Raw genomic sequence first — 24,908 nt, 5'->3', positions numbered from 1 at the left:
TTTTTAAGGGGAACCTTTTGCAAGGTAAAGCACTCCAAGAGTTCGTTATTGATAAGATTGATGATCTCAAAGGCCAGGACATCATTGCTATTGATGTTCAGGGCAAATCCAGCATCACCGATTGCATGATCATTTGCACCGGCACTTCAACACGTCACGTCGCTTCTATCGCCGATCATGTGGTGCAGGAATCGCGCACTGCGGGCCTTAAGCCGCTGGGTGTAGACAGTAAAACCGCCTCCGATTGGGTGGTCGTTGACCTGGGTGACGTGATTGTGCACGTGATGGAAGCAGAGAGCCGCCAGCTGTACGAGCTGGAAAAACTCTGGAGCTAAGACGTGAAACTGCAGCTTGTGGCCGTCGGCACCAAAATGCCCGACTGGGTTCAGACCGGTTTCATGGAGTATCTGCGCCGCTTCCCGAAAGATATGCCGTTTGAACTGATCGAAGTAACTGCCGGCAAACGCGGCAAGAACGCTGACATCAAACGCATTCTGGAAAAAGAAGGTGAAGCGATGCTGGCCGCCGTGGGTAAAGGCAATCGTATTGTCACGCTGGATATCCCCGGACAGCCGTGGGAAACCCCACAGCTGGCGCAGCAGCTTGAACGCTGGAAACTGGATGGCCGCGATGTCAGCCTGTTAATCGGCGGTCCGGAAGGACTGGCGCCTGCGTGCAAAGCCGCTGCTGAACAAAGCTGGTCACTGTCAGCGCTCACGTTGCCACATCCGCTGGTGCGTGTGCTGGTAGCGGAAAGCCTGTATCGTGCGTGGAGCATCACCACGAATCATCCTTATCATCGTGAATAAACGCCTGACAACCCCAGACAATAAATGTAGCGGATGAAATTACAGAGCAACGCCTTTCGCGATTACACTGCCGAACAGAAACTTTTTGTCCGCCGAGCATTGGTGGCTTTTGTTGGCATTCTGCTGCTCTCCAGCATTCTGGTGGTCAACATGTACCACCTGCAAATTCTGCGCTTTGACGACTACAGCACCCGTTCAAATGAAAACCGCATTAAGCTGGTGCCGGTGGCACCGAGCCGCGGCATTATTTTCGATCGTACCGGCGTCCCGCTGGCAGTAAACCGCACGATTTATCAGGCCGAACTGATGCCGGAAAAGGTCGACAACCTGAAGCAGACCTTACAGGATCTGCGTCCGGTACTGGATCTGACCGACGACGATCTCGATGCATTTGACAAAGAGCGCAAACGCTCGCGCCGCTTTACCTCGATTCCGGTCAAAATCGGTTTAAACGAAGTGCAAGTGGCGCGTTTCGCCGTCAATCAATACCGTTTTCCTGGCGTGGAAGTAAAAGGCTATCAGCGCCGCTACTATCCGTACGGCCAGACGCTGACGCACGTAGTGGGCTACGTCTCCAAAATCAACGATCGCGACGTCACGCGCCTCGATCAGGAAGGAAAATGGCCGAACTATGCGGCTACACATGATATCGGCAAGCTCGGCATCGAAAATTATTACGAAGATGTGCTGCACGGTAAAACCGGTTATGAAGAGGTTGAAGTTAACAACCGTGGCCGCGTTATTCGTCAGCTGCACGAGCAATCTCCGCAGGCTGGACGCGATATCTACCTGACGGTTGACCTCAAACTGCAGCAGTACATCGAAACCTTGTTGACCGGCAGCCGCGCGGCAGTGGTGGTGAGCGATCCACGCACCGGCGAAATTCTTGCACTGGTTTCTACCCCCAGCTACGACCCGAACCTGTTTGTCGACGGTATCTCGAGCAAAGATTATAAAGCGCTGTTAAGCGACGAAAACCGCCCGCTGTATAACCGTGCGCTGCAGGCCTCCTATCCCCCAGCGTCAACGGTGAAACCTTACGTTGCCGTGTCGGCGCTGAGCGCAGGCGTGATCAACCGCAATACCAGCCTGTTCGATCCCGGCTGGTGGCAACTGCCCGGCTCGGAAAAGCGCTATCGTGACTGGAAAAAATGGGGCCACGGTCGCCTGAACGTCACTAAATCGCTGGAAGAATCGGCGGATACCTTCTTCTATCAGGTTGCCTACGATATGGGCATCGATCGCCTGTCAGAGTGGATGACCAAGTTTGGTTACGGCCATCGCACCGGCATTGATCTGCCGCAGGAGAGCGCGGGCAACATGCCCACGCGTGAATGGAAGCTGAAGCGCTTTAAGAAGCCGTGGTATCAAGGTGACACCATTCCGGTGGGTATCGGCCAGGGCTACTGGACCGCGACGCCCATTCAGATGAACAAAGCGATGATGATTCTGATCAATGACGGTGTGATCAAAGTGCCGCACTTACTGCGCGCCACGCGTGAAGGCCAGGTCATGGTGCCCTATCGCCAGGTTCCGGATGCACCGATTGGCGATATTCATTCAGGTTACTGGGAAATTGCCAAAGACGGCATGTATGGCGTCGCCAACCGCGCTAACGGTACCGCACACAAGAGCTTTGCCGATGCGCCCTACAAAATCGCTGCCAAATCCGGTACCGCGCAGGTTTACGGACTGAAAGAAAATGAAGTCTATAACGCGCACAAGATTGCCGAACGTCTGCGTGACCATAAATTAATGACTGCCTATGCGCCTTACGATAAACCGCGCGTGGCCGTCACCATGATTCTGGAAAACGGCGGCGCAGGCCCGGCTGTCGGCACCGTGATGCGCCAGATTCTCGACCACATTATGTTAGGCGACAACAATACCGTGCTGCCAGAAGCCGCACCGACACCGCCCGGCTACGAAGGTGAATGACAATGTCCATGAACGATAGTCCGCAGAAAAGATCGATCTGGACGCGCATCCATATCGACCCCCTGTTTATGCTGATCATTCTCAGCTTGCTGACCTACAGCGCCATCGTCATCTGGAGCGCCAGCGGACAGGATCCAGGCATGACCGAGCGTAAGTTCGGGCAAATTGCCATGGGCATCATCGTTATGCTGGTGCTGGCGCAGGTGCCGCCGCGCGTCTATGAAAGCTGGGCGCCCTATCTCTATATTGTCTGCGTGATATTGCTGATAGCGGTGGACGCGTTTGGTCACATCAGTAAAGGCGCACAGCGCTGGCTCGATCTTGGTTTTGTGCGTTTTCAGCCCTCGGAGATTGCCAAGATTGCCGTGCCGCTGATGGTGGCGCGCTTTATTAACCGCGATGTCTGCCCGCCGACGCTGAAAAACACCGGCATCGCGTTGATTCTGATTTTCATGCCGACGCTGCTGGTGGCGGCACAACCCGATCTCGGCACCTCGATTCTGATCGCCGCTTCCGGCCTGTTTGTACTGTTCTTATCCGGCATGAGCTGGAAGCTGATTGGTATCGCGGTATTGCTGGTTGCCGCCTTTATCCCGATTTTGTGGTTCTTCCTGATGCACGATTACCAGCGCGCCCGCGTGATGATGCTGCTGGACCCGGAAAGCGATCCGCTCGGCGCCGGTTATCACATCATTCAGTCGAAGATTGCTATCGGTTCCGGTGGCCTGCGCGGCAAAGGCTGGCTGCACGGTACCCAATCGCAGCTGGAATTCCTGCCTGAACGCCATACCGACTTTATTTTTGCCGTTTTAGCGGAAGAACTTGGTCTGGTTGGCGTGTTGTTACTGCTGGTACTCTATTTGCTGCTGATCATGCGCGGACTGATTATCGCGGCGCGCGCGCAAACCACCTTTGGTCGCGTGATGGCGGGCGGTTTGATGCTGATTTTATTCGTTTATGTTTTCGTTAACATTGGCATGGTAAGTGGTATCTTACCGGTGGTTGGCGTACCGCTGCCGCTGGTGAGCTACGGCGGATCGGCATTGATTGTGTTAATGGCTGGATTTGGCATCGTGATGTCGATCCATACTCATCGAAAAATGTTATCTAAAAGCGTTTAAGAGGCTGCACATGCGTAAGGACTGGCTTGGGGTTGCACTGGCATCATTGGTACTGGCTGCCTGTTCCACACCGGAACCGCAAAATAATACTGCGCCACCGCAACCGGCCTATCACGGCCCGGTAGTGGAAATTCCTGGCGTGGAACCACGTTATGAACCGATCAATCCATCCACCAGCCAGGATTACAGCGTCAACGGTAAAAACTACCGCGTGATCAAAGATCCCTCGAACTACAGCGAAGTGGGTTTAGCCACCTGGTACGGTGACGAAGCGCAGGGGAATCGCACCGCTATCGGTGAATCTTACGATCCGGAAGGCATGACTGCCGCGCATCCAACGCTGCCGCTGCCGAGCTATGTGCGTGTCACTAACCTCGCCAACGGCCGCCAAATTGTGGTACGCGTCAACGATCGTGGCCCTTACACGCCAGGCCGCATTATCGACTTGTCGCGTGCGGCGGGCGATCGCCTGAATATCTCTAACAACACCCGCGTGCGCGTTGATTACATTAAAGTGGCGCCGGATGGTTCCGTTTCCGGTCCCGGCACCATCGGTACCACCGTCGCCAAACAGAGTTATGCCCTGCCCGCGCGTCCCGATCTCGGCGGCGGCATGGTGATGATGGGCGGCAGCGCCAATGCTGCGCCAGCGCCTGCACCGCAGGATGTGCGCGCTGTCGATAACAGCACCTTGCAAAGCAGTGACAGCATGGGTGCGCCCGTCCAGAGCAGTGGTTTTCTCGGCGCACCACAGCCGTTAGCTACGGGCGTGCTGGAAGGCAACGAGCCGGTTGCCGCCCCAGCCCCAGCAACGTCTTCGGCGCCAGCCGCTGCCGCCGCACCAGCTACCAGCCAGAATGCCCATGCCGGCAGCGGTTATGTGGTTCAGGTCGGCGCGATTAACGATCCGGCGCGTGCACGTCAGCTGGCCGAAAGCCTGGGTAAACGCTTTGGCGTGCCGGGCGCGGTTGAAGCCAATGGCAACGTCTATCGCATTCAGTTAGGTGGCTATAAAAGCCGTGCCGAAGCCGCTGCCTTGCAGCAGCGTCTGAACACTGAAGCGCAAATGAGCTCATTTATTACCACTGCCCGTCCATCGATGTAACGGACAGTGACATTTCCTGCTGAAACTGATTTGCAAAGCAAGATGTCGCCCGATCGGACGTTTGCTATAGTTAGGCACTTTTTTCACTCTAAACCCACGGATGTTGTAGTCCTGAACATGAATACGCTGAAACCTTCTCGTTTTCTGAAACGCCTGACAGTGGGATCACTGGTCGCCCTTTCTCTCAGCCATGCCGCATTTGCGGACGATGTTAATCTTAAGACTATGATTCCGGGTGTACCGGACATTGATGCTGAAGCTTATGTGCTGATCGACTATAACTCCGGCAAAGTGCTGGCCGAAAAGAACGCGGATGCACGCCGCGATCCGGCAAGCCTGACCAAGATGATGACCAGCTACGTGATTGGTCAGGCGGTCAAAGCGGGAAAAATCCATAACGATGACATCGTGACCGTGGGTAAAGATGCCTGGGCAACCGGTAATCCGGTATTCAAAGGTTCATCACTGATGTTCCTCAAGCCTGGCGATCGTGTGCCGGTTTCTCAGCTGACGCGCGGTATCGTGCTGCAATCAGGTAACGACGCTTGTGTAGCGATGGCGGATTACGTTGCTGGCAGCCAGGACGCATTCGTCAACCTGATGAACAACTACGTTGGCGCGCTGGGTCTGAAAAACACCCACTTCCAGACCGTGCACGGTTTGGATGCCGAAGGCCAATACAGCTCGCCGCGCGATATGGCGTTGATCGGCCAGGCGCTGATCCGTGACGTACCCGATGAGTACGCGGTTTACCGTGAAAAAGATTTCACCTTTAATAACATCAAGCAGACCAACCGTAACGGTTTGCTGTGGGATACCAGCCTGAACGTCGATGGCATTAAAACCGGCCACACAGACGCAGCGGGTTACAACCTGGTCGCCTCGGCAACAGAAGGCCAGATGCGTTTGATCTCCGCGGTGATGGGCGGTCGTACCTTTAAAGGCCGTGAAACCGAGAGCAAGAAGTTGCTGACGTGGGGCTTCCGCTTCTTTGAAACCGTCGCACCGCTGAAAGCGGGCAAAGAGTTTGCCTCTGAGCCTGTGTGGTTCGGTGACAGCGATCGTGTCCAGCTGGGCGTGGAGAAAGATGCCTATCTGACCATTCCGCGTGGCCGCATGAAAGATCTCAAAGCCAGCTATGTGCTGAACAACACTGAACTGCATGCGCCGCTGCAGAAAAATCAGGTAGTGGGCAGCATCAACTTCCAGCTCGACGGCAAAACGGTGGAACAGCGTCCGCTGGTGGTGCTGAATGAAGTGAAAGAAGGTGGTTTCTTCGGCCGCATCATCGATTACATCAAACTGATGTTCCACCACTGGTTCGGCTAAGGCGCGCTTGAAAAAACGCCAATTTGCCCCCAATTAAGTTACTATCTTTGCTCCCGCCTTGGCGGGAGCCTGTTTTTTAAGCACCGGAGTCAATGTATGAAAACCAAATTGAATGAACTGCTCGAATTCCCTACGCCTTTCACTTACAAAGTGATGGGTTTGGCGCAACCGGAGCTGGTTGATCAAGTGGTTGAAGTGGTGCAGCGCCACGCGCCAGGCGATTACAAACCGGACGTTAAGCCAAGCAGCAAAGGCAACTATCACTCTGTTTCCATTACCATCATCGCCACCCACATTGAGCAGGTTGAAACCCTGTATGAAGAGCTGGGCAACATCGAAATCGTGCGCATGGTGCTGTAATTCTGGCGCTGGCAAAGTCCGCTTTGCCAGCGTTATACTCTGCCTTCCACTCTTTACCGGATCTCTGCTTTGTCAGCTAATACGCTTCTTGTTCGTCAACTCGGCCAGCGCGATTGGCAACCCATCTCCGATGCCATGCATCACTTTACCGATCAACGCGACAGCAGCACTGCCGATGAAATCTGGCTGGTGGAACATCATCCGGTGTTTACTCAGGGTCAGGCAGGGAAAGCTGAACATCTGCTGATGCCGGGCGATATTCCGGTGGTACAAAGCGATCGCGGCGGCCAGGTAACCTATCACGGCCCCGGCCAACAGGTGATGTATGTGCTGATTGACGTGAAACGTCGCAAGATGGGCGTGCGCGAGTTAGTGACGGCGTTAGAAGAAACGGTGATCGCCACGCTGGCCGACTATGACATCAGCGCGCGGGCGCGACCGGATGCGCCGGGCGTGTACGTTGGCGATGACAAGATTTGTTCGCTGGGGCTGCGTATTCGTAAAGGCTGCTCGTTTCACGGCCTGGCACTGAATGTGGCGATGGATTTAGCGCCGTTCCTGCGCATCAATCCGTGCGGATATGCCGGGATGCAAATGACGCAGCTTAGCCAGCTGCAGCCGGGCGTCACGCCGGCAGATGTGCAGCCGCGTCTGGTGCAGCATTTCGCCCGTTTAACCGGATTTACCCAACTGGAATGGCAAAGTGATGCCGCGGTCTGACCTTGACTGTACGTGCCTATTTACAAAATTGTAACTTTTGCACCGGCGAATCGGCTGCTTATGGGTAGACGAGATGATATAATTTTTGCCATATTTTCAAAAAAAGTTGAAAGCCTGGTTCTCAGTTTGAGTGAGGAAGCTTTCAAATCGCAATCCCGACCGGAACCTGCAGATTTATGAGTAAACCAATTCAGATGGAACGTGGCGTCAAGTATCGCGATGCCGACAAAATGGCGCTGATCCCGGTGAAAACCGTGATGGTTGAGCGTGAAGAAATTCTGCGTAAGCCGGAATGGATGAAGATCAAACTGCCTGCGGACTCCAGCCGCATTCAGGGCATCAAGGCCGCGATGCGTAAAAACGGTCTGCACTCGGTGTGTGAAGAAGCCTCCTGCCCTAACCTCGCAGAGTGTTTCAACCACGGTACCGCGACCTTTATGATCCTCGGCGCGATCTGTACCCGTCGCTGCCCATTCTGCGACGTGGCGCACGGCCGTCCGAATATGCCTGACGCTAACGAACCGCTGAAACTGGCACAAACCATCGCCGATATGGCGCTGCGTTATGTGGTCATCACTTCAGTGGACCGCGATGACCTGCGCGACGGCGGTGCCCAGCACTTTGCTGACTGCATCAGCGCGATTCGCGAAAAAAGCCCAACCATCAAAATTGAAACATTGGTGCCGGACTTCCGTGGTCGTATGGATCGCGCGCTGGAAATCCTCACCGCGACGCCACCGGATGTGTTTAACCACAATCTGGAAAACGTGCCGCGCGTGTACCGTCAGGTCCGTCCTGGCGCCAACTACGATTGGTCACTGAAATTGCTGGAGCGTTTCAAAGAAGCGCATCCGGATATCCCGACTAAATCGGGTTTGATGGTCGGTCTGGGCGAAACCAATGCTGAAATCATTGAAGTGATGCGCGATCTGCGTCGCCACGGCGTCACCATGCTGACGCTGGGACAGTATTTGCAGCCGAGCCGTCACCACTTGCCGGTGCAGCGCTACGTTAGCCCGGCCGAGTTTGACGAAATGAAAGAAGAAGCAATGGCGATGGGCTTCACCCATGCCGCCTGCGGCCCGTTTGTGCGCTCTTCTTATCATGCTGATATGCAGGCCAAAGGTCTGGAAGTTAAGTAATATGCTTCGCGATTGCGCTCTTACCAGGGCGCAATCGCAAATATCTCCTTAAAAATCTTAATTCCTGTCTCAAATCTGTCGCTTTAATCGCTGAGGCCATAAGAGCCTATTTCTCTTTTCTCAGTGTTTATTTTGAAGGTCAGATAATGCAAACATCCTCTCACTTAAAGGGGCTCGATTTTCTCCGGGAACCCGATTTGTCAGGTCAATTACCCGATGTGCGGCTTAACAGTGCATCCGGAGAGAGTTTGGATGCGCTTAAAGCGCGTACCACGCCCATAGATAACACCAATCCCTATACTTCATCTCACGCCTCATGTGCCAATGCATTTATCGCTACCGCTATCAGTATTGAGCATCGATACGATGAAATTCATTTAGAGTTGCCACTAAAGGGTCATGAAACTGTCGCTGTAATGCCCGAAGAGGTGCGACACATCATGCCTTATGCTGAAGACATCGCTTTTCAAACTTCCCAGGAGAATGTACTCCCTGTGATTAATGAAGAGCCTGAACCTGAATGGAATTTTGATTTGCTGGAAGCGAAATTCAATGCTCCTCAGCCACAACTGTGGCAACCGGCTATCGGCATGCACCACGAGAGTGTGGAAATTGCCACGCTACCTGAACGCGAGAGTGCCAAACCTCAACTTTTAGTACAGGTACAGTCAAAGGTTATCACTGAAAATGAGGTCATTATTGATGATCTGAATGAGGATGAAGGGTCTTTCAGCGGTAATGCGCCAGTTGGTACGACGTTATACTTTTATCTTGATGATGTGTGGGTCGGCAGCTCTGAAATTGATAGCCAAGGCCGCTGGCAGTTTGAACTGCCCACCGAGATTTCTGTCGCTCAGCATGTTTTTAGTGCAGTCCCCATTAATCCGCAAGGCGTAATGGGTGGCAAAATTGATTATCCGTTTTTGACTAAGCCTAAAATTGGCGAAATCATTATGCCAATTGATGAGAGTGAATCAGACAAAATTGAAATAGCACTCATTGATGTTATTACAGCCGAGGAAGAAGAAACAATATCGTTGATACCCTTAATTTTAACTGATGATATGTTGCAGGGCTGGCATGCCCAGGATGGGTTGAGCGACTTTGATGGCTTATATGGCTCAACAATATTTGATGTGGATGAGCAGGAAATCATTTACGCCAATTGGCACTAAGACGCAAAAAACAAAAACCAGGCTGGCGACAGTCTGGTTTTTTATCAACGTAATAAATATTTACACTTATTGACGTTCGGCGCAGAGATTACTCTTTGTGGCTGACACGTTCAGCAGGCACTTCTTCAGCGCTGCTTTTGGATGCGCCGGATTCATCATCTTTCATGGCTTTTTTGAAGCCTTTGATTGCGGAACCCAGATCGCCACCCAGTGAACGTAACTTATTGGTGCCAAAAAGCAGTACGATGAGCGCACCGATGATCAGCAGTTTGGCAATACTGATACCTTCCATAATTTACCTTTCAACCAATGTGAAAAACGGACCTGACTATTAACGCGCAGTTTATAAACCGCCTCAACTGCAATCTGTAACAGAGTGAGACCGCCTGCTCAGATAAAGCGGCTGAGAAATGCCTGCGTGCGCGGATGTTGCGGGTTACCAATCACCTGCTCCGGACTGCCCTGCTCCACTACCACGCCGCCATCCATAAACACCACGCGATCGGCCGCCTCACGCGCGAAACCAATTTCATGGGTCACGACAATCATGGTTAGCCCTTGATCGGCTAAGGTGCGCATGGTGGCCAGCACTTCGCCGACTAACTCCGGATCGAGTGCCGAAGTGGGTTCATCGAACAGCATCAGCACCGGTTTAATCGCCAGCGCACGCGCAATCGCCACGCGCTGCTGCTGACCACCGGACAAATGACGCGGCCAGGCGTCGGCTTTGTCACTCAATCCCACGGTCGCCAGCAGTTCACGCGCATGCTTGAGTGCATCCTGCCGTGTAAACTTGTGCACACCTATCGGCGCTTCAATGATGTTTTGCAGCACCGTCATGTGCGGATAGAGGTTGAACTGCTGAAACACCATGCCGATTTTCTGGCGCTGATGAGCAATTTTACGCGCCGACAGACGATGCAAAATACCGCGCTTCAGTTCATAACCGATCTGATCGTCACCGACCACAATCGAACCGGCATTCATGTCTTCCAGATGGTTAATACAGCGTAAAAAGGTGGATTTACCCGAACCTGATGGCCCGAGAATCACCACCACTTCACCGGGAAACACATCGAGATCGATGCCTTTCAGCACTTCATTATCGCCATAACTCTTCTGCACATTACGCGCACGCACCAGTGGCTGAACTTCACTCATACATCCTCCTTCAGACGGTGCGCGACGGCAGGCGCAGCTTCGTTAGCAGCAACGCGACGTTTATTCACCACCGTGCGGGTGGTGCCACGGGCGTAGTAACGCTCGATGGCGGACTGGCCAAGGTTAAGAATTGAGGTGATAAGCAGATACCAGATCACTGCGACCATCAGCATCGGGATAATTTCAAAGGTGCGGTTATAAACGGCCTGCACCGAGTACAACAGATCGCCCATAGCGATCACACTTACCAGCGAGGTCGCTTTGATCATGCTGATCAACTGGTTGCCGGTAGGCGGAATAATTGAACGCATCGCCTGTGGAATGATCACGCGGCGCAGCGCACGACTGCGGCTCATGCCAAACGCCTGCGTGGTTTCGACCTGACCGTTATCCACTGACAGCAGGCCGGCGCGAATGATCTCGGCCATATAAGCCGCTTCATTGAGCGCCAGTCCGGCAATGGCTGCGGTCAGTGGCGTGATCAGATCGTTGGTGTTCCAGCTGGCAAAAGTGATATCCGTCCACGGAAGAGTGATTGCGATGGTGGGAAACAGCGTCGACAGGTTGTACCAAAAGATCAGCTGTACCAGCAGCGGCGTACCCCGGAAAAACCAGATGTAGAGCGACGATAAGCCGCTCAGCAATTTGTTTTCCGAGAGACGCCACACGCCCAGCAACAACCCGAGCAGCGTGCCGAGAATCATCGACACCACCGTCAAGCCGAGCGTGACCTGCAGGCCTTTCATCACCGAACCTTCGGTGAACCACTGCAGCACCACGTTCCACTCGAAATTGGGGTTGGTCGCCACCAGCCAGAGGAAGTTCGCGGCAATAACCAGCACCAAAATCCATGAGATCCAGCGCCCATAAGTGGGCGCACTGCGGGCAAAAGCCACATCGCGCTGCTGCACGTCGGCCTTATCCCTGGCTCGCGAATTGTTGGTGACCGGACTCATTTTGCAGCCCCTTGCGCCAGGTTACGTCCCGGTTGCTGCAACACGTTGCCGTCTAATTTCCACTTCTTCATGATGGCCGCGTAAGTGCCGTTATTGAACAGCTCTTTGTACGCATCCAGCACCACGTTGCCGAGTTCAGAACCCTTGGGTACCACGGTGCCCTGGAAAATGTCACCAAAGCCGTTTTTCTTGCCTTTGCCCGAAAGCTCCAGCTGGCCATTGGCCTGTTCGATGAAGTATGTCAGCGGCGCCTGCGAGGAGAAGAAAGCATCGGAACGTTTTGAACGCACGGCTAAAATCGACGATGGCTGGTCGGTGAAGGATTGCACCACCACCGCCGGTTTACCCGCCGCGACACAGGCATCGGACTGCTTGCGAATCACCTGCTCCGCTGAACCGGCCGCCATTACCGCAATGCGTTTACCGCAGGTATCTTCCAGACCGTTAATCTTCGAGGGATTGCCTTTCTGCACGCCAAACACCACGAACTCCTGCACGAAGTCGATAAAATCAACCTTCTGCTGACGATCCGGATAATCGCCAATCGGGCCAATCGCCATCTGGTAGCGGCCGGAATTAATGCCGGTGAGCACGCCCGATAAACCGCTGACGGTGGCATGTTCAATCTTCACGCCCAGCAATTGTGCCAGCGCTTCGGTGAGATCGGCGGAAGCGCCGTCCATTGAGTGCGGACCGTTAACGATCTCATACGGAGGAAAAGATCCGTTGTTCACCGAGATCATTTTACCGCTGCTTTTGATCTCTGCTGGCAGACGATCGTGCAGCGCCTGATCCACTTTTTGCGCAGGAATCGTGTCGGCGGCCTGAGCGAAACAGGCCGTGAGGCCCAATGACAGCGCGATGGCGGTAGCAAGAATTTTCATCAGTCAGATTCCCCAGCGATCAAAGTGGTTTAAGTTCGGGACGCGCAAAACAGCGATTTTCCAGCACCGGCAGTACGCTGCGAGCGTAGGCGATGCGCTGTGGATCGAGATCGGCAAACACCAGCGCGGCCGATTCCGGCGCTTTGGCAATCGCCACGCCCAACGGATCGATTACCAGGCTGTTGCCGATATTGCGTGGCCCGCATTCGCCCACCGCCACCATGTAGCAGGTGTTTTCCAGCGCACGCGCGGTGGTCAGCAACTCCCAGTGCATCTCTTTCAGCGGGCCTTTCACCCACGCTGCCGGTAGCACCAGCACATCCGCGCCGTCAAGCACTAAGCGACGCGCCAGCTCCGGAAAGCGCACGTCGTAGCAGGTCATCAACCCGACTTTCATGCCCGCCACGTCAACCAGCGGCGGAATTTCGCGCCCCGGATTCACGCGCTGCGACTCCTGCATGGCGAAGGCATCGTAAAGGTGCAGTTTCACGTACTCGGCGATGATTTCGCCGTTGCGAATGGCGATCAGTACATTGAGCGCCTTCTGCCCTTCTGTCGGCACGTGCACGCTCATCATGGTGGTCAGGTTGTTGCCTTTGCTAACCGCCAGCAGCTGCGTGACGAAAGGACCATCAAGTGGCTGCGCCGCTTTCAATACCAGATCAGGATCGGCGATATCACGCGCCAGCACGCCTTCCGGCAGCACCAGCAGATCAGCACCGCCCGCCAATGCCTGGTTCATCAATCCGATGCAGATATCGGTGTTTTCCTGCCATTCGCGGCTGACGGCAAATTGTCCCATTGCTACTTTCATGGTTATTCTCCTTGCGCCGCAGCCGGGAAAATCGCTTCCGGCGTCAGCAATGTTTGGGTTAGGCCTTGCTGGAACAGCTCATTCGCAAAGTCGGCAATCATCTTTTTGTTAACGGAAAATCCGTTCTGATTCCAGTTGGCCGGTAATTCCTGCGCGGTGCGCCGCAAATCGTCCAGCAGCCACGGCGTGGTGTCGGCGTATTTCTCGCGCTTCTTCATCCACATCTGGTACGAACGATCGATGATGTCGCTCAGCGCCTGAGGCAGCCACGGATGCGCCTCCGCTAGGGCGGGCTTCAGTGCCAGTAAGTGAATGCCCGGCACATAACCGACGCGATTAAAGTAGTCGCGCTCGGCAGCGGCAAAATCCACCTGCAGCTGACGCAAACCCGAATCGGCGAGGAAAAAACCCTCCGGCATAAAAGGGGTAAAGACAGCATCCAGCTCGCCCGCTTTCAGCAACGCGATCAGTGGACGCTCACCTGGCGCCGGTTCAATACGCCCCGGACGACCAAAACCGGCCAGACGATCAACAATCGGGTGATCCTCAGTCAAACGCCCGGCAAACCAGTACGCATCATCAATCTCCACGCCCGCTTCACGCAGCACGGTGCGCGTCCAGGTGTTGCCCGAATCCTGCCAGCCGGTAACGCCGATCTTTTTACCTTTCAGCTGCGCTGGCGTAGTCATCGGGCTGTCGCTGCGCGTAATGATGCAGCGCTGACGGAAACCGCGCATCAGAAAGTGTGGCAGGCCCAACAGTGAAGTGTCACCTTTTGCCCGAGCCTGAGCAAAGCGGCTAAACGACACCTCACCGGCATCGTATTTATCGCTGGTGGCGAGGTTATCCACCAGCGTGCCAACGCGATCGATCTCCAGCGTGAAACCTTCCGGCTTGATATCGCCAAGTGCCAGCGGTGTGAAGTAATCCCAGTCACGTACCGCCAGTCTGATGGTTACCATAGTTTTGCCTTCCCCGTCTGTTCTGCCAGCCCTGCGGCTGTGATTATTTATGCAGCAAATAGTGCTTGAATTTGAGTCTAAATCGCGAATACTAATCTGAACAATCTATTATTTGTTACTGAACAAAGGATTTTCTTATGACGCAAAGTGTGGATTTGGAGTGGCTCAGCCTGCAGATCACGGATGCTTCGGTGAAAGGCATCACGCATGCGGCATCCACGCTGATTCGCGATGGGCAGATTGCGGTGGGCATGCAGATGCCGGCGGTACGCGAGTTGGCTGAGCGATTGGGCGTGAGCCCGGCAACCGTTTCCGCTGCCTGGGCGCAACTGAAGAAGCAGAAAGTGCTGGCGGGTAAAGGTCGCAGCGGCGTGTGGGTGAGCGGTAACAGCGTGATGCCGCGTCCGATTCGCTTCGAGAAGATCGGCAATTACGGCGAGAATGTTCAGGCGTCACTGGCGATGGCCTCACCGGATCCAACGTTATTGCCGGATCTACGTCAGGCGATGCTGGCGGGCATTGCATCGCCGCAACTGAATAGTTATCAGCGTGAGGCGATTTCACCGCAATTGCTGGATGCCGTAGCGCCACGTTGGCCCTATCCCGCCGAAGCCTGGTTGGCAACCGATGGCGGCTTCGATGCCATGAACCTGATCGTGCAGACGTTGCTGTCACCGGGCGATCGTGTGGTGATCGAAGATCCTACCGCCACGCGATTACTGGATATTTTAGACAACATGGGTGCTGAAATTCTGCCGCTGCCCTGCGATGAGCAAGGTCCCATTCCCTCGGCGCTGACCACGCTGATGCAGAAATCTCCGGCGATGTTTATCTATCAACCGCGCACCCATTCCGCCACCGGAAACAGCGTGAGCCAGCGTCGCAGTGCAGAGCTGGCGCGCGTGCTGGCAAACAGCAGCACCGTCATTGTCGAAGATGACGGCATTGGCGATCTGTCGCGCTACCCGGTGTTTAGCCTCGGCTTCCACTATCCCGAACGCGTGCTGCATGTGCACTCGTTTTCTAAAGCATATGGGCCGGATTTGCGGCTGGCGGTGTTATCAGGCACCGCAGAAATGGTGAAGCGCCTGCAAGCGTGGCGCAACTTTGGCGTGAGCTGGACCAGCCGTATTTTGCAGGATGCCGTGGCGTGGATGCTCAATGATGAAGAGACTCAGCAGCGTATTCAGCAGGCCAAAGCCACCTATGCGCAGCGTCGCCAGCAGTTACTGGCCGCGCTGGCGAAACGCGGTCTGGTGCTGGAAGAGCGCGATGGATTGAGCGTGTGGATTCCGGTGGAATCGGAGCAGTACGCGATGATCACGCTAGCCGCGCGCGGTATCGCCGTGCTGCCCGGTGAACGCTGTAGCATTAGCAGCCGGCAGTTCATTCGCGTCAGCGCCGCGCTGCTGCCTGTGGCACAACTCGACAGCATCGCCGATGCCATCGTGATAGCCAGCGGACGCGAGCTCAATCTTAACTCAGAGCTTTAATGTGATAACGCGGTGATTCCACATAGCCTTCACGCGCATAGAACTGGTTGGCTTTGAGGCGCGATGAATGGCAGTGCACTTCCATACGGTCGCAACCGCGTGACCGCGCCAGCTGTTCAGCGTGGTTCAATAACTGCTGCCCGCTGCCTTTGCTGCGCTCGCCTTCGGCAATACAGAAGTAGCTGATGCGGGCAAAATCGCCAGCCAATGCCAGCTGCGGAATAAAGTGCAACGAGAGAAAGCCCAGCACCTGATTGCCGTGTTCCGCGACCAACAACATTTCATCGGGATGATGAATAAGCTGCGCCAAACGTGTATCGATAAATCCTTCCGTCGCGCTATAACCTAATTCGGTTAGCAACGCGCTCAATGCAAAACTGTCTTTTGCCTGTGCCTGACGTATGTTCATCCTGCCTCCTCATTTTCCCTGAGCAGTTATATAGCGTTGCCGGACAAAAATCTGCAAGTAAGCATTGTTGTGGCTATGTTACGGAAGTTATCTGTGAGATGTGCCGCAGAATCTGCCTTGTCACGAGAATGTCATAACGGCTTAAGGCTGGCTTAATCTGGTATTGGCATGCTGAGGGAAATCTCTTTCTGAGGCAGGCGAAATGAAAAACCTTATTCCACGCACTTTCGATGAGTTAATGGCACTGAGCATCAGCATGCTTGCCGTAGCGAGCTGGATGATTATTTGGTGGCGAGCCTAAAAATGAATAAAAAAAACCCGCCAGAAGGCGGGTTTTCAGAATTCGAACTGTTAATTACAGTGCGATAACGTTAGCAGCTGATGGGCCTTTAGCGCCGTCAGTGATTTCGAACTCAACGCGTTGACCTTCAGCCAGAGTTTTGAAACCGTTGCTGTTGATTGCAGAGAAGTGTACGAATACATCTTTGCTGCCATCTTCTGGAGTAATGAAACCGAAGCCTTTCGACTCATTAAACCACTTTACGTTACCTTTGATCTTAGACATCTATATTACCTTTACATGAAAAAAGGACACTAAACTGTGTCGACGTCTAGTACAGCAATTGCGGTGACATTTGTCCAGTGCGATTTGATGAAAAAGTGATAAATATTGATTTTTTGCATGCCGATCACACTTTATGCGTGCCGCCAGCGCTTAAAACTCAAATCTCAGCCATGCAAAGTAAACGTTGCCGTTATTATAAGTGCCGGGAATATAAGTCATTTGGAAAGTGGCTGGACCATATCCAATTGATGCTAAAGGCAATATCAGCGGAACCGGGATGTAGCGCCAGTTATCACGTGCCGTTACACCCGCCGTGTATCCGGCGCCCAAATGAAAGTTCTGATCGCTAAGCGGTCGCCAGGTCGCTTCCCAACCGTAACCGCCAATCGGCTCCCATTTGTTGAAGGAGTCCTTGAACGCCATCAGGTACAAACCGTGCCAGTTACCTTTCTCATCCCAGCGCGAAACGCCCGCACCTGCGCCCCACGGGCGCTCGTTGTATTTATCGATGTGTTCGTCGTCATAAGTCCAACGGTTGTGCCAGGTAATCGCCGGCAGATAAAAATCATAATTCTGCGGTTGCGACCAGGTTTGCGACACGTTATCGCTAAAGGTGTTCCAGCCTGATTTGATGGCTTGTGAAGTTGTTACCGCTGATGCCGAAAATGAGACCGATGAGGTCAAAATGCAGCCTAACAAAACTGCAGAAAAGTGCCGATTCACAACGTAATTTCCTGTTAATTCATGCTGAAAAAGTGCACTACCCTGAGGCAAATTTTTCAGATTCTTGTACGACGCATTCCTAAGTAATCGCCAAAAGGATATTAAAAAACATGCTTAATATCTCCAGGCTAATTCTCGGTTGACGGCGAATTTTACCTCATGCGGAACGTGAAATTGAAACGCCGGATAAACGGAAAGGTATTACTGAGGGATGTACACAAAGTGCAATCATGTTGTGAGGATGACGGCAAGCAATAAGATAGCTTTCAGTGACTTAGTGTCAACTATTCACGCATGGAATAAATTAACAAAATTTATCAATTGAACTCGCCCGACGAATAAGATAAATCTCGATACTCCAGGACGGAGATGGGGAAAAAACTGACATGACTATTCGTTGTAGCCGCTGCGGTTGCACTAAATTTTTTTACACCTTAACGGACTGCAAACAGGTCGATGCAATAAATCATCATGGCGCCTGTTGCGCACAGTGTCAGAAACCGTTGACGCTGGGCGATCTCATCCTGCCTATTGCGTCTTTTAATGACAGCGAAAAATCCTATGCTGAATAAAAAATTCAGGCACCCGCAGGTGCCTGTTGTTGTCAGAAAATCAGTTTAAAGACGCCTGTTAGTGTCAGTAACCCAACGATGAAGATGATGGCGATGACCCACAGAATTATTTTCATTGTTCGCTCCTTCAAGTATGAAAAATAATGTGTCTGCTAACCAGTATAGATGATCATTCTGCTTTCGCTGGGCGCTGCGAGAGTGGTCACAACCCTTGGCTATCGTTTCGCTTAATGCCGATTTAATTCTGCGAGACGGGTCGCAGCCTGCGATTTTCCCTCTCCTTGATTCCGCACTCAGCGCCTGTCCGCAGTCTAAACTTATAGCGCCTGAAGAGGCCTCGATTGTTATCAATGCCGACGTAACAAGGAGATTCTTATGAGCACGATTAATACCAGCATGGGGCGTTATAGCCTTAAGGCAAAGGATTACGGCAACCACATCAGCGGCAGTATTGCGATTAATGATGAAGGTGGCACGCAACTCACCCTGCAGGAGTTTGAAGAACACTATCTTGACGATGTCGTCAACAATGTCATTTATCCGATCACTGGCGGAAACCGTGAAATTACCCGCGCACTGCGCGATCAGATGGTCAAAGCGGGCTTTGAACAGCCGCACTGAGTTTTTGGGCCACACGTTGTGGCCCTTTACTTCTTATCATTGACTTGCAGTTATTACTGGTTTCGGCACAGGATGCATGATTGTTCATGATAAGGAGATTGACCGTATGAGTACTCTGCATCTTATTCCCCCTTCTCGCCTTCATCAGTTTGTTCAAGCCATTTGGTTACATGCTGGCAGCAGCGCCGAAGAAGCGCGCCTGGTCGCCGACCATTTGGTGGCCGCGAATCTGGCGGGTCACGATTCACATGGCGTTGGCATGATTCCGAGCTACATGAAATCGCTGGCACAGGGCTTTTTGCAACTCAACCAACATGCCAGCATTGCAAAAGACGCCGGCGCGGTGCTGACGCTACACGGGCACAACAGTTTTGGTCAGGTGGCGGCCTTTGAGGCGATGCAACTCGGTATTGAGCGCGCAGCCAGGTTAGGTATTGCGGCGGTTGGTTTACACCATTCGCACCACATTGGTCGCATCGGCCATTGGGCAGAACAGTGTGCGGCCGCCGGTTTTGTCTCGTTCCATTTTGTTAACGTGATGGGCGATCCGATGGTCGCGCCGTTTAACGGTAGCGATCGTCGTTTTGGCACCAATCCTTTCTGCGCCATTTTCCCGCGCCGCAATGCCAAACCGCTGCTGCTCGATTTCGCCACCAGCGGCATCGCCTTTGGTAAAACGCGAGTAGCGTGGAATAAAGAGCAGCAGGTCGCGCCAGGTTATCTGATTGATCATCAAGGCCAGCCGACCACCGAGCCAGGCGTGATGCACCAGGCGCCGTATGGTTCACTGATGCCGTTTGGTCTGCACAAAGGCTATGCGCTGGCAACCATGTGTGAAATTCTCGGCGGCGCGCTGTCCGGCGGACGCACCACACATGATGAGACGCTGGTCACCAGCCACGATGCCATTTTCAACTGCATGACCACTATCATCGTGAATCCGGATGCGTTTGATGCGCCTGCGATGCAGGAAGAAGCGGAATCATTCCTGGATTGGGTGAAACAGTCGCCGCAAAGTGGCGAAGCACCGATTCAGGTGCCCGGCGAGTGGGAAGAGCAAAACCGCGTGGCACGTGAACGCGATGGCATTCCTCTCGACAGCAACAGCTGGGAGCAAATCTGTGACGCGGCGTTACAAGCGGGAATGCCGCAAGAGGAACTCGCGGCGTTCCGCGCCTTAACGCAGTAAACCGCAAGCGGCTGAGGCGCATTGCCTCAGCCTTGATGCTTAGATGACGTTGGCGAGCAGTAAGCAACCCAGCAAACCGCACACCGAAATAATGGTTTCCAGCGCCGACCATGAGCGGAAAGTTTCGCCGATGGTCAGGTTGAAATACTCCTTAAACAGCCAGAAGCCCGGATCGTTGACGTGAGAGAAAATCACGCTGCCGGAGCCAACCGCAATCACCATCAGTTCCGGACTGGCGCCGCTGGTGATGATCAACGGTGCGACAATCCCGCCTGCCGTAATCGCCGCCACGGTTGCGGAACCCAGGGCAATACGCAGCACCGCAGCAATCGACCACGCCATGAAGATCGGCGACAGATTGGTTTCATGCATCATGCTGGCGATATATTTATCGACGCCGCTGTCCACCAGCACCTGTTTGAACGCCCCGCCACCACCAATCACTAACAGCATCATCGCGATGATCTTGATCGAATCGGTGATGGTGCTCATCACGTCATCCATGCTGCGGCCACGGTTCAGACCAAAGGTGAAGATGGCGATCAGCACGGCAATCAAGGTTGCCATAATGGGGTCACCAAAGAACTCGGCATACGGCAACAACACGTGACCTTTCGGCAGCAGCATCTCCGCCACCGCGCGCAACGCCATCAGCACCACCGGCACCAATGCCGTCCAGACGCTGACGCCAAAGCCAGGCATCTCCGCTTCGGTAAAGGTTTTCGGGTTCCACAAGCCTTCCGGGATCGGCTTATCAATGCCTTTCAGGAAGCGCGCATAAACCGGACCGGCAAGAATAACGGTTGGAATCCCCAGCAGCGTTCCGTACAGCAACGTTTTACCCATATCGGCGTTAAACAGCGTGGCGATCGCAGTTGGGCCCGGATGCGGTGGCAGGAAACCGTGTGTGACCGAGAGCGCGGCCGCCATCGGCACACCCACGTACAGCAGCGGTACGCGCGCGGAGGCGGCGATGCTGAACACCAACGGCAGCATCAGCACAAAGCCCACTTCGTAGAACAGCGCAAAGCCGACGGTAAAGCCGGTCAGCACCAGCGCCCACTGAATATGCTTCTCGCCAAATTTAGCGATCAACGTGGTGGCGATTCGCTGCGCCCCGCCGCAATCCGCCAGCAGTTTACCCAGCATCGCGCCGAAGCCCATGATCAGCGCGAGGCTGCCCAACGTGCCGCCGACGCCGGTTTTAATCGAAACGATAACTTTGTTGACCGGCATGCCCTGCATCATGCCAACGGCCAGCGCCACCAGAATCAGCGCAATAAATCCGTTCAGTTTGAAACGAATCATCAGCAACAGCAGTAACGCTACGCCAATCGCCACATAGAGTAATGGCATAATTTTTCTCCACTTTTGCGCACGGTAAGCTACCGGCAGCGGTTTATTTTGGTTATCCCAGAGGACATGAGAATCAACAACGTGCACCACAGGAAACATCCTGCCGAGCAATGTTACGGGTATCATGTTAAGGGTAACATTGCGTACAAAGCACCTGGCGCCGCAGCGGAATTTCTGTTTTGCGAAGGTGATCAACTTTTTGCCAGCGGGTTATCAGAATGTTTGCAGCGGGAGTGTCACGGCTTTTGGTTACACTTAGGTCTTTGAGCCAAACAAGAAGGACGTGCAGGTGAGTGAGAATCTGATCGAGTTGTACAGTAATCAACAAACCCTGTTTGGGCGCGGCAGCATTGACCAACTGATTCCGCTGCTGGCGGCCAATACCCAGCCGACGCTGCTGTTTTGCGGCCGCTCATTCCTGAATGGTCCGGCCTGGACGCGCTTAGGTGCCGCGCTCAACGATCACATCATCGGTTACGAGATTGTCAGCCATGAAGCCTCGCCGGATGAGATTGATGGCTGGGTGCGACGCTGGCGCGGCCATGTTGATCGCGTGGTGGCAATTGGTGGCGGCAGCGTGCTGGATGCGGCCAAAGCCTTTAGTGCGATGATGCAGCACCCGCTGAATACCGCGCGCTATCTGGAGAAAGTCGGTGATACGCCAGTGCAAGCGGTGACCTTGCCGCTGATCGCCATTCCCACCACGGCCGGCACCGGCAGCGAAGCCACGCAGAACGCAGTGGTGACCGATCAGCAGCATATTCAGGTCAAAGCCTCGCTGCGACATCCGGTGTTTGTGCCGCAGGTCGCGATTCTCGATCCCGATCTGCTAAAAGGCGCGCCCGACAGCGTGCTGGCAACCTGCGCCATCGATGCCTTCACCCATCTTTTCGAAGCCTATCTGTCGCGCAAAGGCAATTTGTTCACCCAGCAAACTGCGCTTAATGGGCTGCGACTGTTCTTCCAGGCCTGGCCAGATTTAAACCGTGACGACGAGCGTGGAGATGCCGCGCGCGAAGCGATGATGATGGCGTCATGGTTGGGTGGCGTGTGTCTGAGCAGCGCCGGATTGGGCGTGATCCACGGCATTGCCGGTGAGTTAGGGGCGATCAAGCCGTTCCATCACGGCGAAGTGTGCGGACGTTTACTGTTCCCGTTCCTCGAGGTGCTGGCAGAAACCGAGCATGCTGAACAGCAACGTTTGATGGCGCAGTTCGGCCAACAGCTGCTGCCGGACGATCCCGCGCCGCCCGCGCTGGCGTTGAAAGCCTGGATCCAGCAGCAGGCGATCGTGCCGTTCTGGTTAGAGGGCCCAACGCTGTCAGCCACCGACGTTGACTGGATTGTGTCACGCGCCAACAGCAAAAACGGCTGGGTCAGCTACGATGCACCGACGTTAACCGAGATGATCGCCGCCGCCTGGCGCATCGTCTAAATGATAACGGGCAGCCGACGCTGCCCGATTTTTTACTGCTCAGCCACTTTAAACATCGCCATCTCTTGCGCCAGCTGCGCCGCTTCATCACGCAGCGCCTGGGTATTTTCAGCGGTTTGCGTCACCAGCATCAGGTTTTGCTGAATACCGCGCTCCATTTGCGATACGGCCAGCGTCACTTCCGCGATACCTTTGCTCTGCTCATCACCGGCCACGCGCATCTCGCTGACTACCTGCTTCACTTTATGCACGTCGGAAACCAGCTGCGAAAGCTGCTGCCCCGCGCCTTCCACCAGTTTACTGCCGGCCAGCACGTTGCTGTCGGAATCGGCAATCAGCGCTTTGATCTCCTGCGCCGCCGTGGCGCTGCGCTGCGCTAAGGCCCGCACTTCAGATGCCACCACAGCAAAACCACGCCCTTGCTCACCGGCGCGTGCCGCTTCCACCGCCGCATTCAGGGCAAGGATGTTGGTTTGAAACGCGATGCTGTCGATCACCGTCAGAATCTCCGCCACGCGGCGCGACGAGGATTGAATAGCGCCCATGGTGCTCACCACTTCGCCCATCACTTCGCTGCTGCTGCGGGCAATCTGCGCGGTCTGTTCGGCGGCAGCATCGGCCAGTCGGGTATTTTCAGCGTTTTGCTGCACGGTGGCGTTAAGCTGCTCCATCGCCGCCGCACTCTGCTCAAGCGCCGCAGCCTGCTCGGCGATTTTCTCCGACAGCGCGGTGTTGCTGTGCGCTAATCCCGATGCGTTGGCCGCCACCGTTTCGCCGCTGCCCTGCACGCGAGTAATCACGCCCGCGATCTTATCGACAAAGCTGTTGAACGCACCGGCGATATCCGCCAGCTCATCGCGCCCACTTTTGGTCAGACGGCGGGTTAAGTCGCCATCGCCATTGGCAATCTCATCCAGCGCCGCGTGCGTCGCCTTCAGGCGTTGGCCAATGCGTTGGGTAAACGCCCAGGTTAACAGCAGCAGCACGATCATCGCCGGAATCAGGAAAGTGAAGATGTCGCGCATCATGGTACGCGCCAGGCCGCTGACGGCACTTTCCGGCGTTACCAGGCCAATTACCCAACCGGTGCCGGGCATGCGGAACAGCGTCACCTGTGTGCTGTTGTGCAAGTAGCCGTCTGCAAAATCCGAGAATTGTAATACATCGCCATCGCCCTTCAACTGGGCGATACGGGCGGCCAGCGGCGCCAGCCAGCTGGATTTTTCCGCCAGGCTGCTCAAGGTGGTGAGCGATTTCATATCCTGGCCTGGGTAATAGAGCAGGTTGCCCGCGCTATCGAGCGCAAAGGCGTAACCGCCCGTCACCTGCCCTTTCTGCTGCATAAAGCCCGCAAGATTATCCAGCTGCACATCCAGCGTTGCGACACCGGCAAACCGATCGCCCGCCGCATACGGCACGCTGCAGGTGACCATTTTCACACCGGAGACCGGATCCTGATACACCTCCGACCAACCGCAACGATCGCGCGGTCCGTTACGCACCGCGCTGTACCAGCTTTCCTGTTGATAGCCGTTGCCCGCAGGCAGGTTGTAGTCATCGGAATAGGCCAGCGCGCCATCACCCTGACGCGCCCAGAAGAAGCTACGACGCTGCACTCCGGCGCTAAACGCATCGGGTTCCGGCCACACGCCGCCGCCGGCAATGGTTTTATTGCCGCTGCTGTTGATGATTTGTGGGAAGCTTTGCTGCCACAGCGTGGCATCGTGCGGCAACACTTCAGCAAGGCGCGCCATGCTGACGGCCTCGCCTTCAATGCGCACCAGCTGCTGATTTAATTGGCTGACCAGATTGCTACCGGCCTGCTCAATCAGCGTATGGCTGGCTTCGATGACGCGCGGCTGACCGCGCAACAACAGAACGGAAAATACGACTGCGGTGGTGACGCACAGTAATAGCAGGCCACCCAGCGTCATGCGGGCAGCCAAACGGGTTGGCAACATAATTTATCCTTTCTAACCGACTGCATTAACGATTGAGATAAGAAGTGCCGCTCAGCGGCGAATTGTGCGTTCCGTCACAATCGAATATCGGCAAAGCAAAGAATAAAT

At 54.5% G+C, this 24,908-nt stretch carries 25 protein-coding genes; 14 read left to right on the top strand and 11 right to left on the bottom strand.

The genetic code is table 11. The annotated features are described in order from the left end of the window. Window positions 1–17 precede the first annotated feature (17 nt). The 10 genes from rsfS (at window position 18) to FCN45_RS05540 (ending at window position 9,699) form a co-directional block, all read left to right on the top strand. Entirely contained in the window at window positions 18–335 is a 318-nt protein-coding gene (rsfS, locus tag FCN45_RS05585; protein WP_008103673.1) for a ribosome silencing factor, read from the top strand. 3 nt (window positions 336–338) lie between these two features. Continuing rightward, a complete protein-coding gene (rlmH, locus tag FCN45_RS05580) occupies window positions 339–809 on the top strand; it encodes a 23S rRNA (pseudouridine(1915)-N(3))-methyltransferase RlmH (RefSeq protein ID WP_008103678.1) in 471 nt (156 codons plus the stop codon). 33 nt (window positions 810–842) lie between these two features. Then, entirely contained in the window at window positions 843–2,747 is a 1,905-nt protein-coding gene (gene mrdA, locus FCN45_RS05575) for a peptidoglycan DD-transpeptidase MrdA (RefSeq protein ID WP_101763251.1), read from the top strand. A gap of 8 nt (window positions 2,748–2,755) precedes the next feature. Continuing rightward, entirely contained in the window at window positions 2,756–3,868 is a 1,113-nt protein-coding gene (mrdB, locus tag FCN45_RS05570; protein WP_101763316.1) for a peptidoglycan glycosyltransferase MrdB, read from the top strand. Between the two features lie 10 nt (window positions 3,869–3,878). Continuing rightward, a complete protein-coding gene (gene rlpA / locus FCN45_RS05565; RefSeq protein WP_137385360.1) occupies window positions 3,879–4,973 on the top strand; it encodes an endolytic peptidoglycan transglycosylase RlpA in 1,095 nt (364 codons plus the stop codon). Window positions 4,974–5,090: 117 nt separating this feature from the next. Next, window positions 5,091–6,302, top strand: a complete 1,212-nt coding sequence (dacA, locus tag FCN45_RS05560) for a D-alanyl-D-alanine carboxypeptidase DacA (RefSeq protein ID WP_101763253.1) — start codon at window positions 5,091–5,093, stop codon at window positions 6,300–6,302. A gap of 96 nt (window positions 6,303–6,398) precedes the next feature. Further along, a complete protein-coding gene (gene ybeD / locus FCN45_RS05555; protein ID WP_008103691.1) occupies window positions 6,399–6,662 on the top strand; it encodes a DUF493 family protein YbeD in 264 nt (87 codons plus the stop codon). A 69-nt stretch (window positions 6,663–6,731) separates the two neighbouring features. Further along, window positions 6,732–7,382 (top strand): lipoyl(octanoyl) transferase LipB, encoded by a 651-nt coding sequence (lipB, locus tag FCN45_RS05550; protein ID WP_101763254.1) that lies wholly within the window; start codon window positions 6,732–6,734, stop codon window positions 7,380–7,382. A 176-nt stretch (window positions 7,383–7,558) separates the two neighbouring features. Continuing rightward, window positions 7,559–8,524, top strand: a complete 966-nt coding sequence (gene lipA, locus FCN45_RS05545) for a lipoyl synthase (RefSeq protein WP_101763255.1) — start codon at window positions 7,559–7,561, stop codon at window positions 8,522–8,524. A 146-nt stretch (window positions 8,525–8,670) separates the two neighbouring features. Beyond that, complete coding sequence (locus FCN45_RS05540; RefSeq protein WP_137385359.1) at window positions 8,671–9,699, top strand: hypothetical protein; 1,029 nt, start codon at window positions 8,671–8,673, stop codon at window positions 9,697–9,699. An 88-nt stretch (window positions 9,700–9,787) separates the two neighbouring features. Here FCN45_RS05540 and tatE read toward each other — a convergent pair whose 3' ends face one another. The 6 genes from tatE to FCN45_RS05510 all read right to left on the bottom strand — a co-directional run bounded on the left by tatE (window position 9,788) and on the right by FCN45_RS05510 (window position 14,476). Then, entirely contained in the window at window positions 9,788–9,991 is a 204-nt protein-coding gene (tatE, locus tag FCN45_RS05535; protein WP_064740541.1) for a twin-arginine translocase subunit TatE, read from the bottom strand. Between the two features lie 98 nt (window positions 9,992–10,089). Beyond that, complete coding sequence (locus FCN45_RS05530) at window positions 10,090–10,860, bottom strand: amino acid ABC transporter ATP-binding protein (RefSeq protein WP_137385358.1); 771 nt, start codon at window positions 10,858–10,860, stop codon at window positions 10,090–10,092. Further along, window positions 10,857–11,816, bottom strand: a complete 960-nt coding sequence (locus FCN45_RS05525; RefSeq protein WP_101763258.1) for an amino acid ABC transporter permease — start codon at window positions 11,814–11,816, stop codon at window positions 10,857–10,859. The genes FCN45_RS05530 and FCN45_RS05525 overlap by 4 nt, the downstream gene beginning before the upstream one ends. Then, window positions 11,813–12,700 (bottom strand): ABC transporter substrate-binding protein, encoded by an 888-nt coding sequence (locus FCN45_RS05520; RefSeq protein ID WP_137385357.1) that lies wholly within the window; start codon window positions 12,698–12,700, stop codon window positions 11,813–11,815. Before FCN45_RS05520 ends, FCN45_RS05525 begins: the two co-directional genes overlap by 4 nt. A gap of 19 nt (window positions 12,701–12,719) precedes the next feature. Then, entirely contained in the window at window positions 12,720–13,514 is a 795-nt protein-coding gene (locus FCN45_RS05515; protein ID WP_008103707.1) for a deaminated glutathione amidase, read from the bottom strand. A 2-nt stretch (window positions 13,515–13,516) separates the two neighbouring features. Continuing rightward, window positions 13,517–14,476 (bottom strand): ABC transporter substrate-binding protein, encoded by a 960-nt coding sequence (locus FCN45_RS05510; RefSeq protein WP_137385356.1) that lies wholly within the window; start codon window positions 14,474–14,476, stop codon window positions 13,517–13,519. Between the two features lie 137 nt (window positions 14,477–14,613). Here FCN45_RS05510 and FCN45_RS05505 point away from each other — a divergent pair, with 137 nt between their 5' ends. Then, window positions 14,614–15,969, top strand: a complete 1,356-nt coding sequence (locus tag FCN45_RS05505; protein WP_137385355.1) for a PLP-dependent aminotransferase family protein — start codon at window positions 14,614–14,616, stop codon at window positions 15,967–15,969. Here the strand turns inward: FCN45_RS05505 and FCN45_RS05500 are convergent. The 3 genes from FCN45_RS05500 to pagP all read right to left on the bottom strand — a co-directional run bounded on the left by FCN45_RS05500 (window position 15,953) and on the right by pagP (window position 17,666). Further along, window positions 15,953–16,378 carry a GNAT family N-acetyltransferase gene (locus tag FCN45_RS05500; protein WP_137385354.1) on the bottom strand — a complete coding sequence of 142 codons (426 nt, stop codon included), beginning with the start codon at window positions 16,376–16,378 and terminating at the stop codon, window positions 15,953–15,955. The two genes, FCN45_RS05505 and FCN45_RS05500, sit on opposite strands and share 17 nt — an antisense overlap. A gap of 355 nt (window positions 16,379–16,733) precedes the next feature. Further along, the gene (gene cspE / locus FCN45_RS05495) at window positions 16,734–16,943 is read right to left on the bottom strand and encodes a transcription antiterminator/RNA stability regulator CspE (protein ID WP_007890714.1); all 210 of its coding nucleotides are present in this window, start codon (window positions 16,941–16,943) and stop codon (window positions 16,734–16,736) included. A 150-nt stretch (window positions 16,944–17,093) separates the two neighbouring features. Continuing rightward, on the bottom strand, window positions 17,094–17,666 hold the full coding sequence (pagP, locus tag FCN45_RS05490) for a lipid IV(A) palmitoyltransferase PagP (protein ID WP_101763264.1): 573 nt from the start codon (window positions 17,664–17,666) through the stop codon (window positions 17,094–17,096). A gap of 947 nt (window positions 17,667–18,613) precedes the next feature. Here pagP and FCN45_RS05480 point away from each other — a divergent pair. Then, complete coding sequence (locus FCN45_RS05480; protein ID WP_101763266.1) at window positions 18,614–18,859, top strand: hypothetical protein; 246 nt, start codon at window positions 18,614–18,616, stop codon at window positions 18,857–18,859. Window positions 18,860–18,965: 106 nt separating this feature from the next. Beyond that, the gene (locus FCN45_RS05475; protein WP_137385353.1) at window positions 18,966–20,048 is read left to right on the top strand and encodes a malate/lactate/ureidoglycolate dehydrogenase; all 1,083 of its coding nucleotides are present in this window, start codon (window positions 18,966–18,968) and stop codon (window positions 20,046–20,048) included. A 39-nt stretch (window positions 20,049–20,087) separates the two neighbouring features. Here the strand turns inward: FCN45_RS05475 and gntT are convergent, their stop codons facing one another. Then, window positions 20,088–21,404 carry a gluconate transporter gene (gene gntT / locus FCN45_RS05470; protein WP_137385352.1) on the bottom strand — a complete coding sequence of 439 codons (1,317 nt, stop codon included), beginning with the start codon at window positions 21,402–21,404 and terminating at the stop codon, window positions 20,088–20,090. A gap of 283 nt (window positions 21,405–21,687) precedes the next feature. Between gntT and FCN45_RS05465 the strand changes: the two genes are divergently transcribed. After that, window positions 21,688–22,839 (top strand): iron-containing alcohol dehydrogenase, encoded by a 1,152-nt coding sequence (locus FCN45_RS05465; protein WP_233501651.1) that lies wholly within the window; start codon window positions 21,688–21,690, stop codon window positions 22,837–22,839. A gap of 32 nt (window positions 22,840–22,871) precedes the next feature. Here FCN45_RS05465 and FCN45_RS05460 read toward each other — a convergent pair whose 3' ends face one another. Next, window positions 22,872–24,800 (bottom strand): methyl-accepting chemotaxis protein, encoded by a 1,929-nt coding sequence (locus FCN45_RS05460; RefSeq protein WP_137385351.1) that lies wholly within the window; start codon window positions 24,798–24,800, stop codon window positions 22,872–22,874. Between the last annotated feature and the right edge of the window lie 108 nt (window positions 24,801–24,908).

The sequence above is a fragment of the Pantoea sp. SO10 genome, from assembly GCF_005281435.1.
Classification (GTDB): Bacteria; Pseudomonadota; Gammaproteobacteria; order Enterobacterales; family Enterobacteriaceae; genus Pantoea; species Pantoea leporis.
This window is presented reverse-complemented; position numbering and strand designations above follow the sequence as displayed.

Bases quoted from the DNA above. Each gene is read 5' to 3' on its own strand.
- mrdB (WP_101763316.1), top strand. From the start codon at position 2,756: ATGAACGATAGTCCGCAGAAAAGATCGATCTGGACGCGCATCCATATC.
- ybeD (WP_008103691.1), top strand. From the start codon at position 6,399: ATGAAAACCAAATTGAATGAACTGCTCGAATTCCCTACGCCTTTCACT.
- tatE (WP_064740541.1), bottom strand. From the start codon at position 9,991: ATGGAAGGTATCAGTATTGCCAAACTGCTGATCATCGGTGCGCTCATC.
- lipA (WP_101763255.1), top strand. From the start codon at position 7,559: ATGAGTAAACCAATTCAGATGGAACGTGGCGTCAAGTATCGCGATGCC.
- FCN45_RS05475 (WP_137385353.1), top strand. From the start codon at position 18,966: ATGAGTACTCTGCATCTTATTCCCCCTTCTCGCCTTCATCAGTTTGTT.
- FCN45_RS05540 (WP_137385359.1), top strand. From the start codon at position 8,671: ATGCAAACATCCTCTCACTTAAAGGGGCTCGATTTTCTCCGGGAACCC.
- FCN45_RS05505 (WP_137385355.1), top strand. From the start codon at position 14,614: ATGACGCAAAGTGTGGATTTGGAGTGGCTCAGCCTGCAGATCACGGAT.
- FCN45_RS05460 (WP_137385351.1), bottom strand. From the start codon at position 24,800: ATGTTGCCAACCCGTTTGGCTGCCCGCATGACGCTGGGTGGCCTGCTA.
- FCN45_RS05525 (WP_101763258.1), bottom strand. From the start codon at position 11,816: ATGAGTCCGGTCACCAACAATTCGCGAGCCAGGGATAAGGCCGACGTG.
- rlpA (WP_137385360.1), top strand. From the start codon at position 3,879: ATGCGTAAGGACTGGCTTGGGGTTGCACTGGCATCATTGGTACTGGCT.
- FCN45_RS05500 (WP_137385354.1), bottom strand. From the start codon at position 16,378: ATGAACATACGTCAGGCACAGGCAAAAGACAGTTTTGCATTGAGCGCG.
- FCN45_RS05480 (WP_101763266.1), top strand. From the start codon at position 18,614: ATGAGCACGATTAATACCAGCATGGGGCGTTATAGCCTTAAGGCAAAG.
- mrdA (WP_101763251.1), top strand. From the start codon at position 843: ATGAAATTACAGAGCAACGCCTTTCGCGATTACACTGCCGAACAGAAA.
- FCN45_RS05515 (WP_008103707.1), bottom strand. From the start codon at position 13,514: ATGAAAGTAGCAATGGGACAATTTGCCGTCAGCCGCGAATGGCAGGAA.
- FCN45_RS05520 (WP_137385357.1), bottom strand. From the start codon at position 12,700: ATGAAAATTCTTGCTACCGCCATCGCGCTGTCATTGGGCCTCACGGCC.
- cspE (WP_007890714.1), bottom strand. From the start codon at position 16,943: ATGTCTAAGATCAAAGGTAACGTAAAGTGGTTTAATGAGTCGAAAGGC.
- FCN45_RS05530 (WP_137385358.1), bottom strand. From the start codon at position 10,860: ATGAGTGAAGTTCAGCCACTGGTGCGTGCGCGTAATGTGCAGAAGAGT.
- gntT (WP_137385352.1), bottom strand. From the start codon at position 21,404: ATGCCATTACTCTATGTGGCGATTGGCGTAGCGTTACTGCTGTTGCTG.
- FCN45_RS05510 (WP_137385356.1), bottom strand. From the start codon at position 14,476: ATGGTAACCATCAGACTGGCGGTACGTGACTGGGATTACTTCACACCG.
- dacA (WP_101763253.1), top strand. From the start codon at position 5,091: ATGAATACGCTGAAACCTTCTCGTTTTCTGAAACGCCTGACAGTGGGA.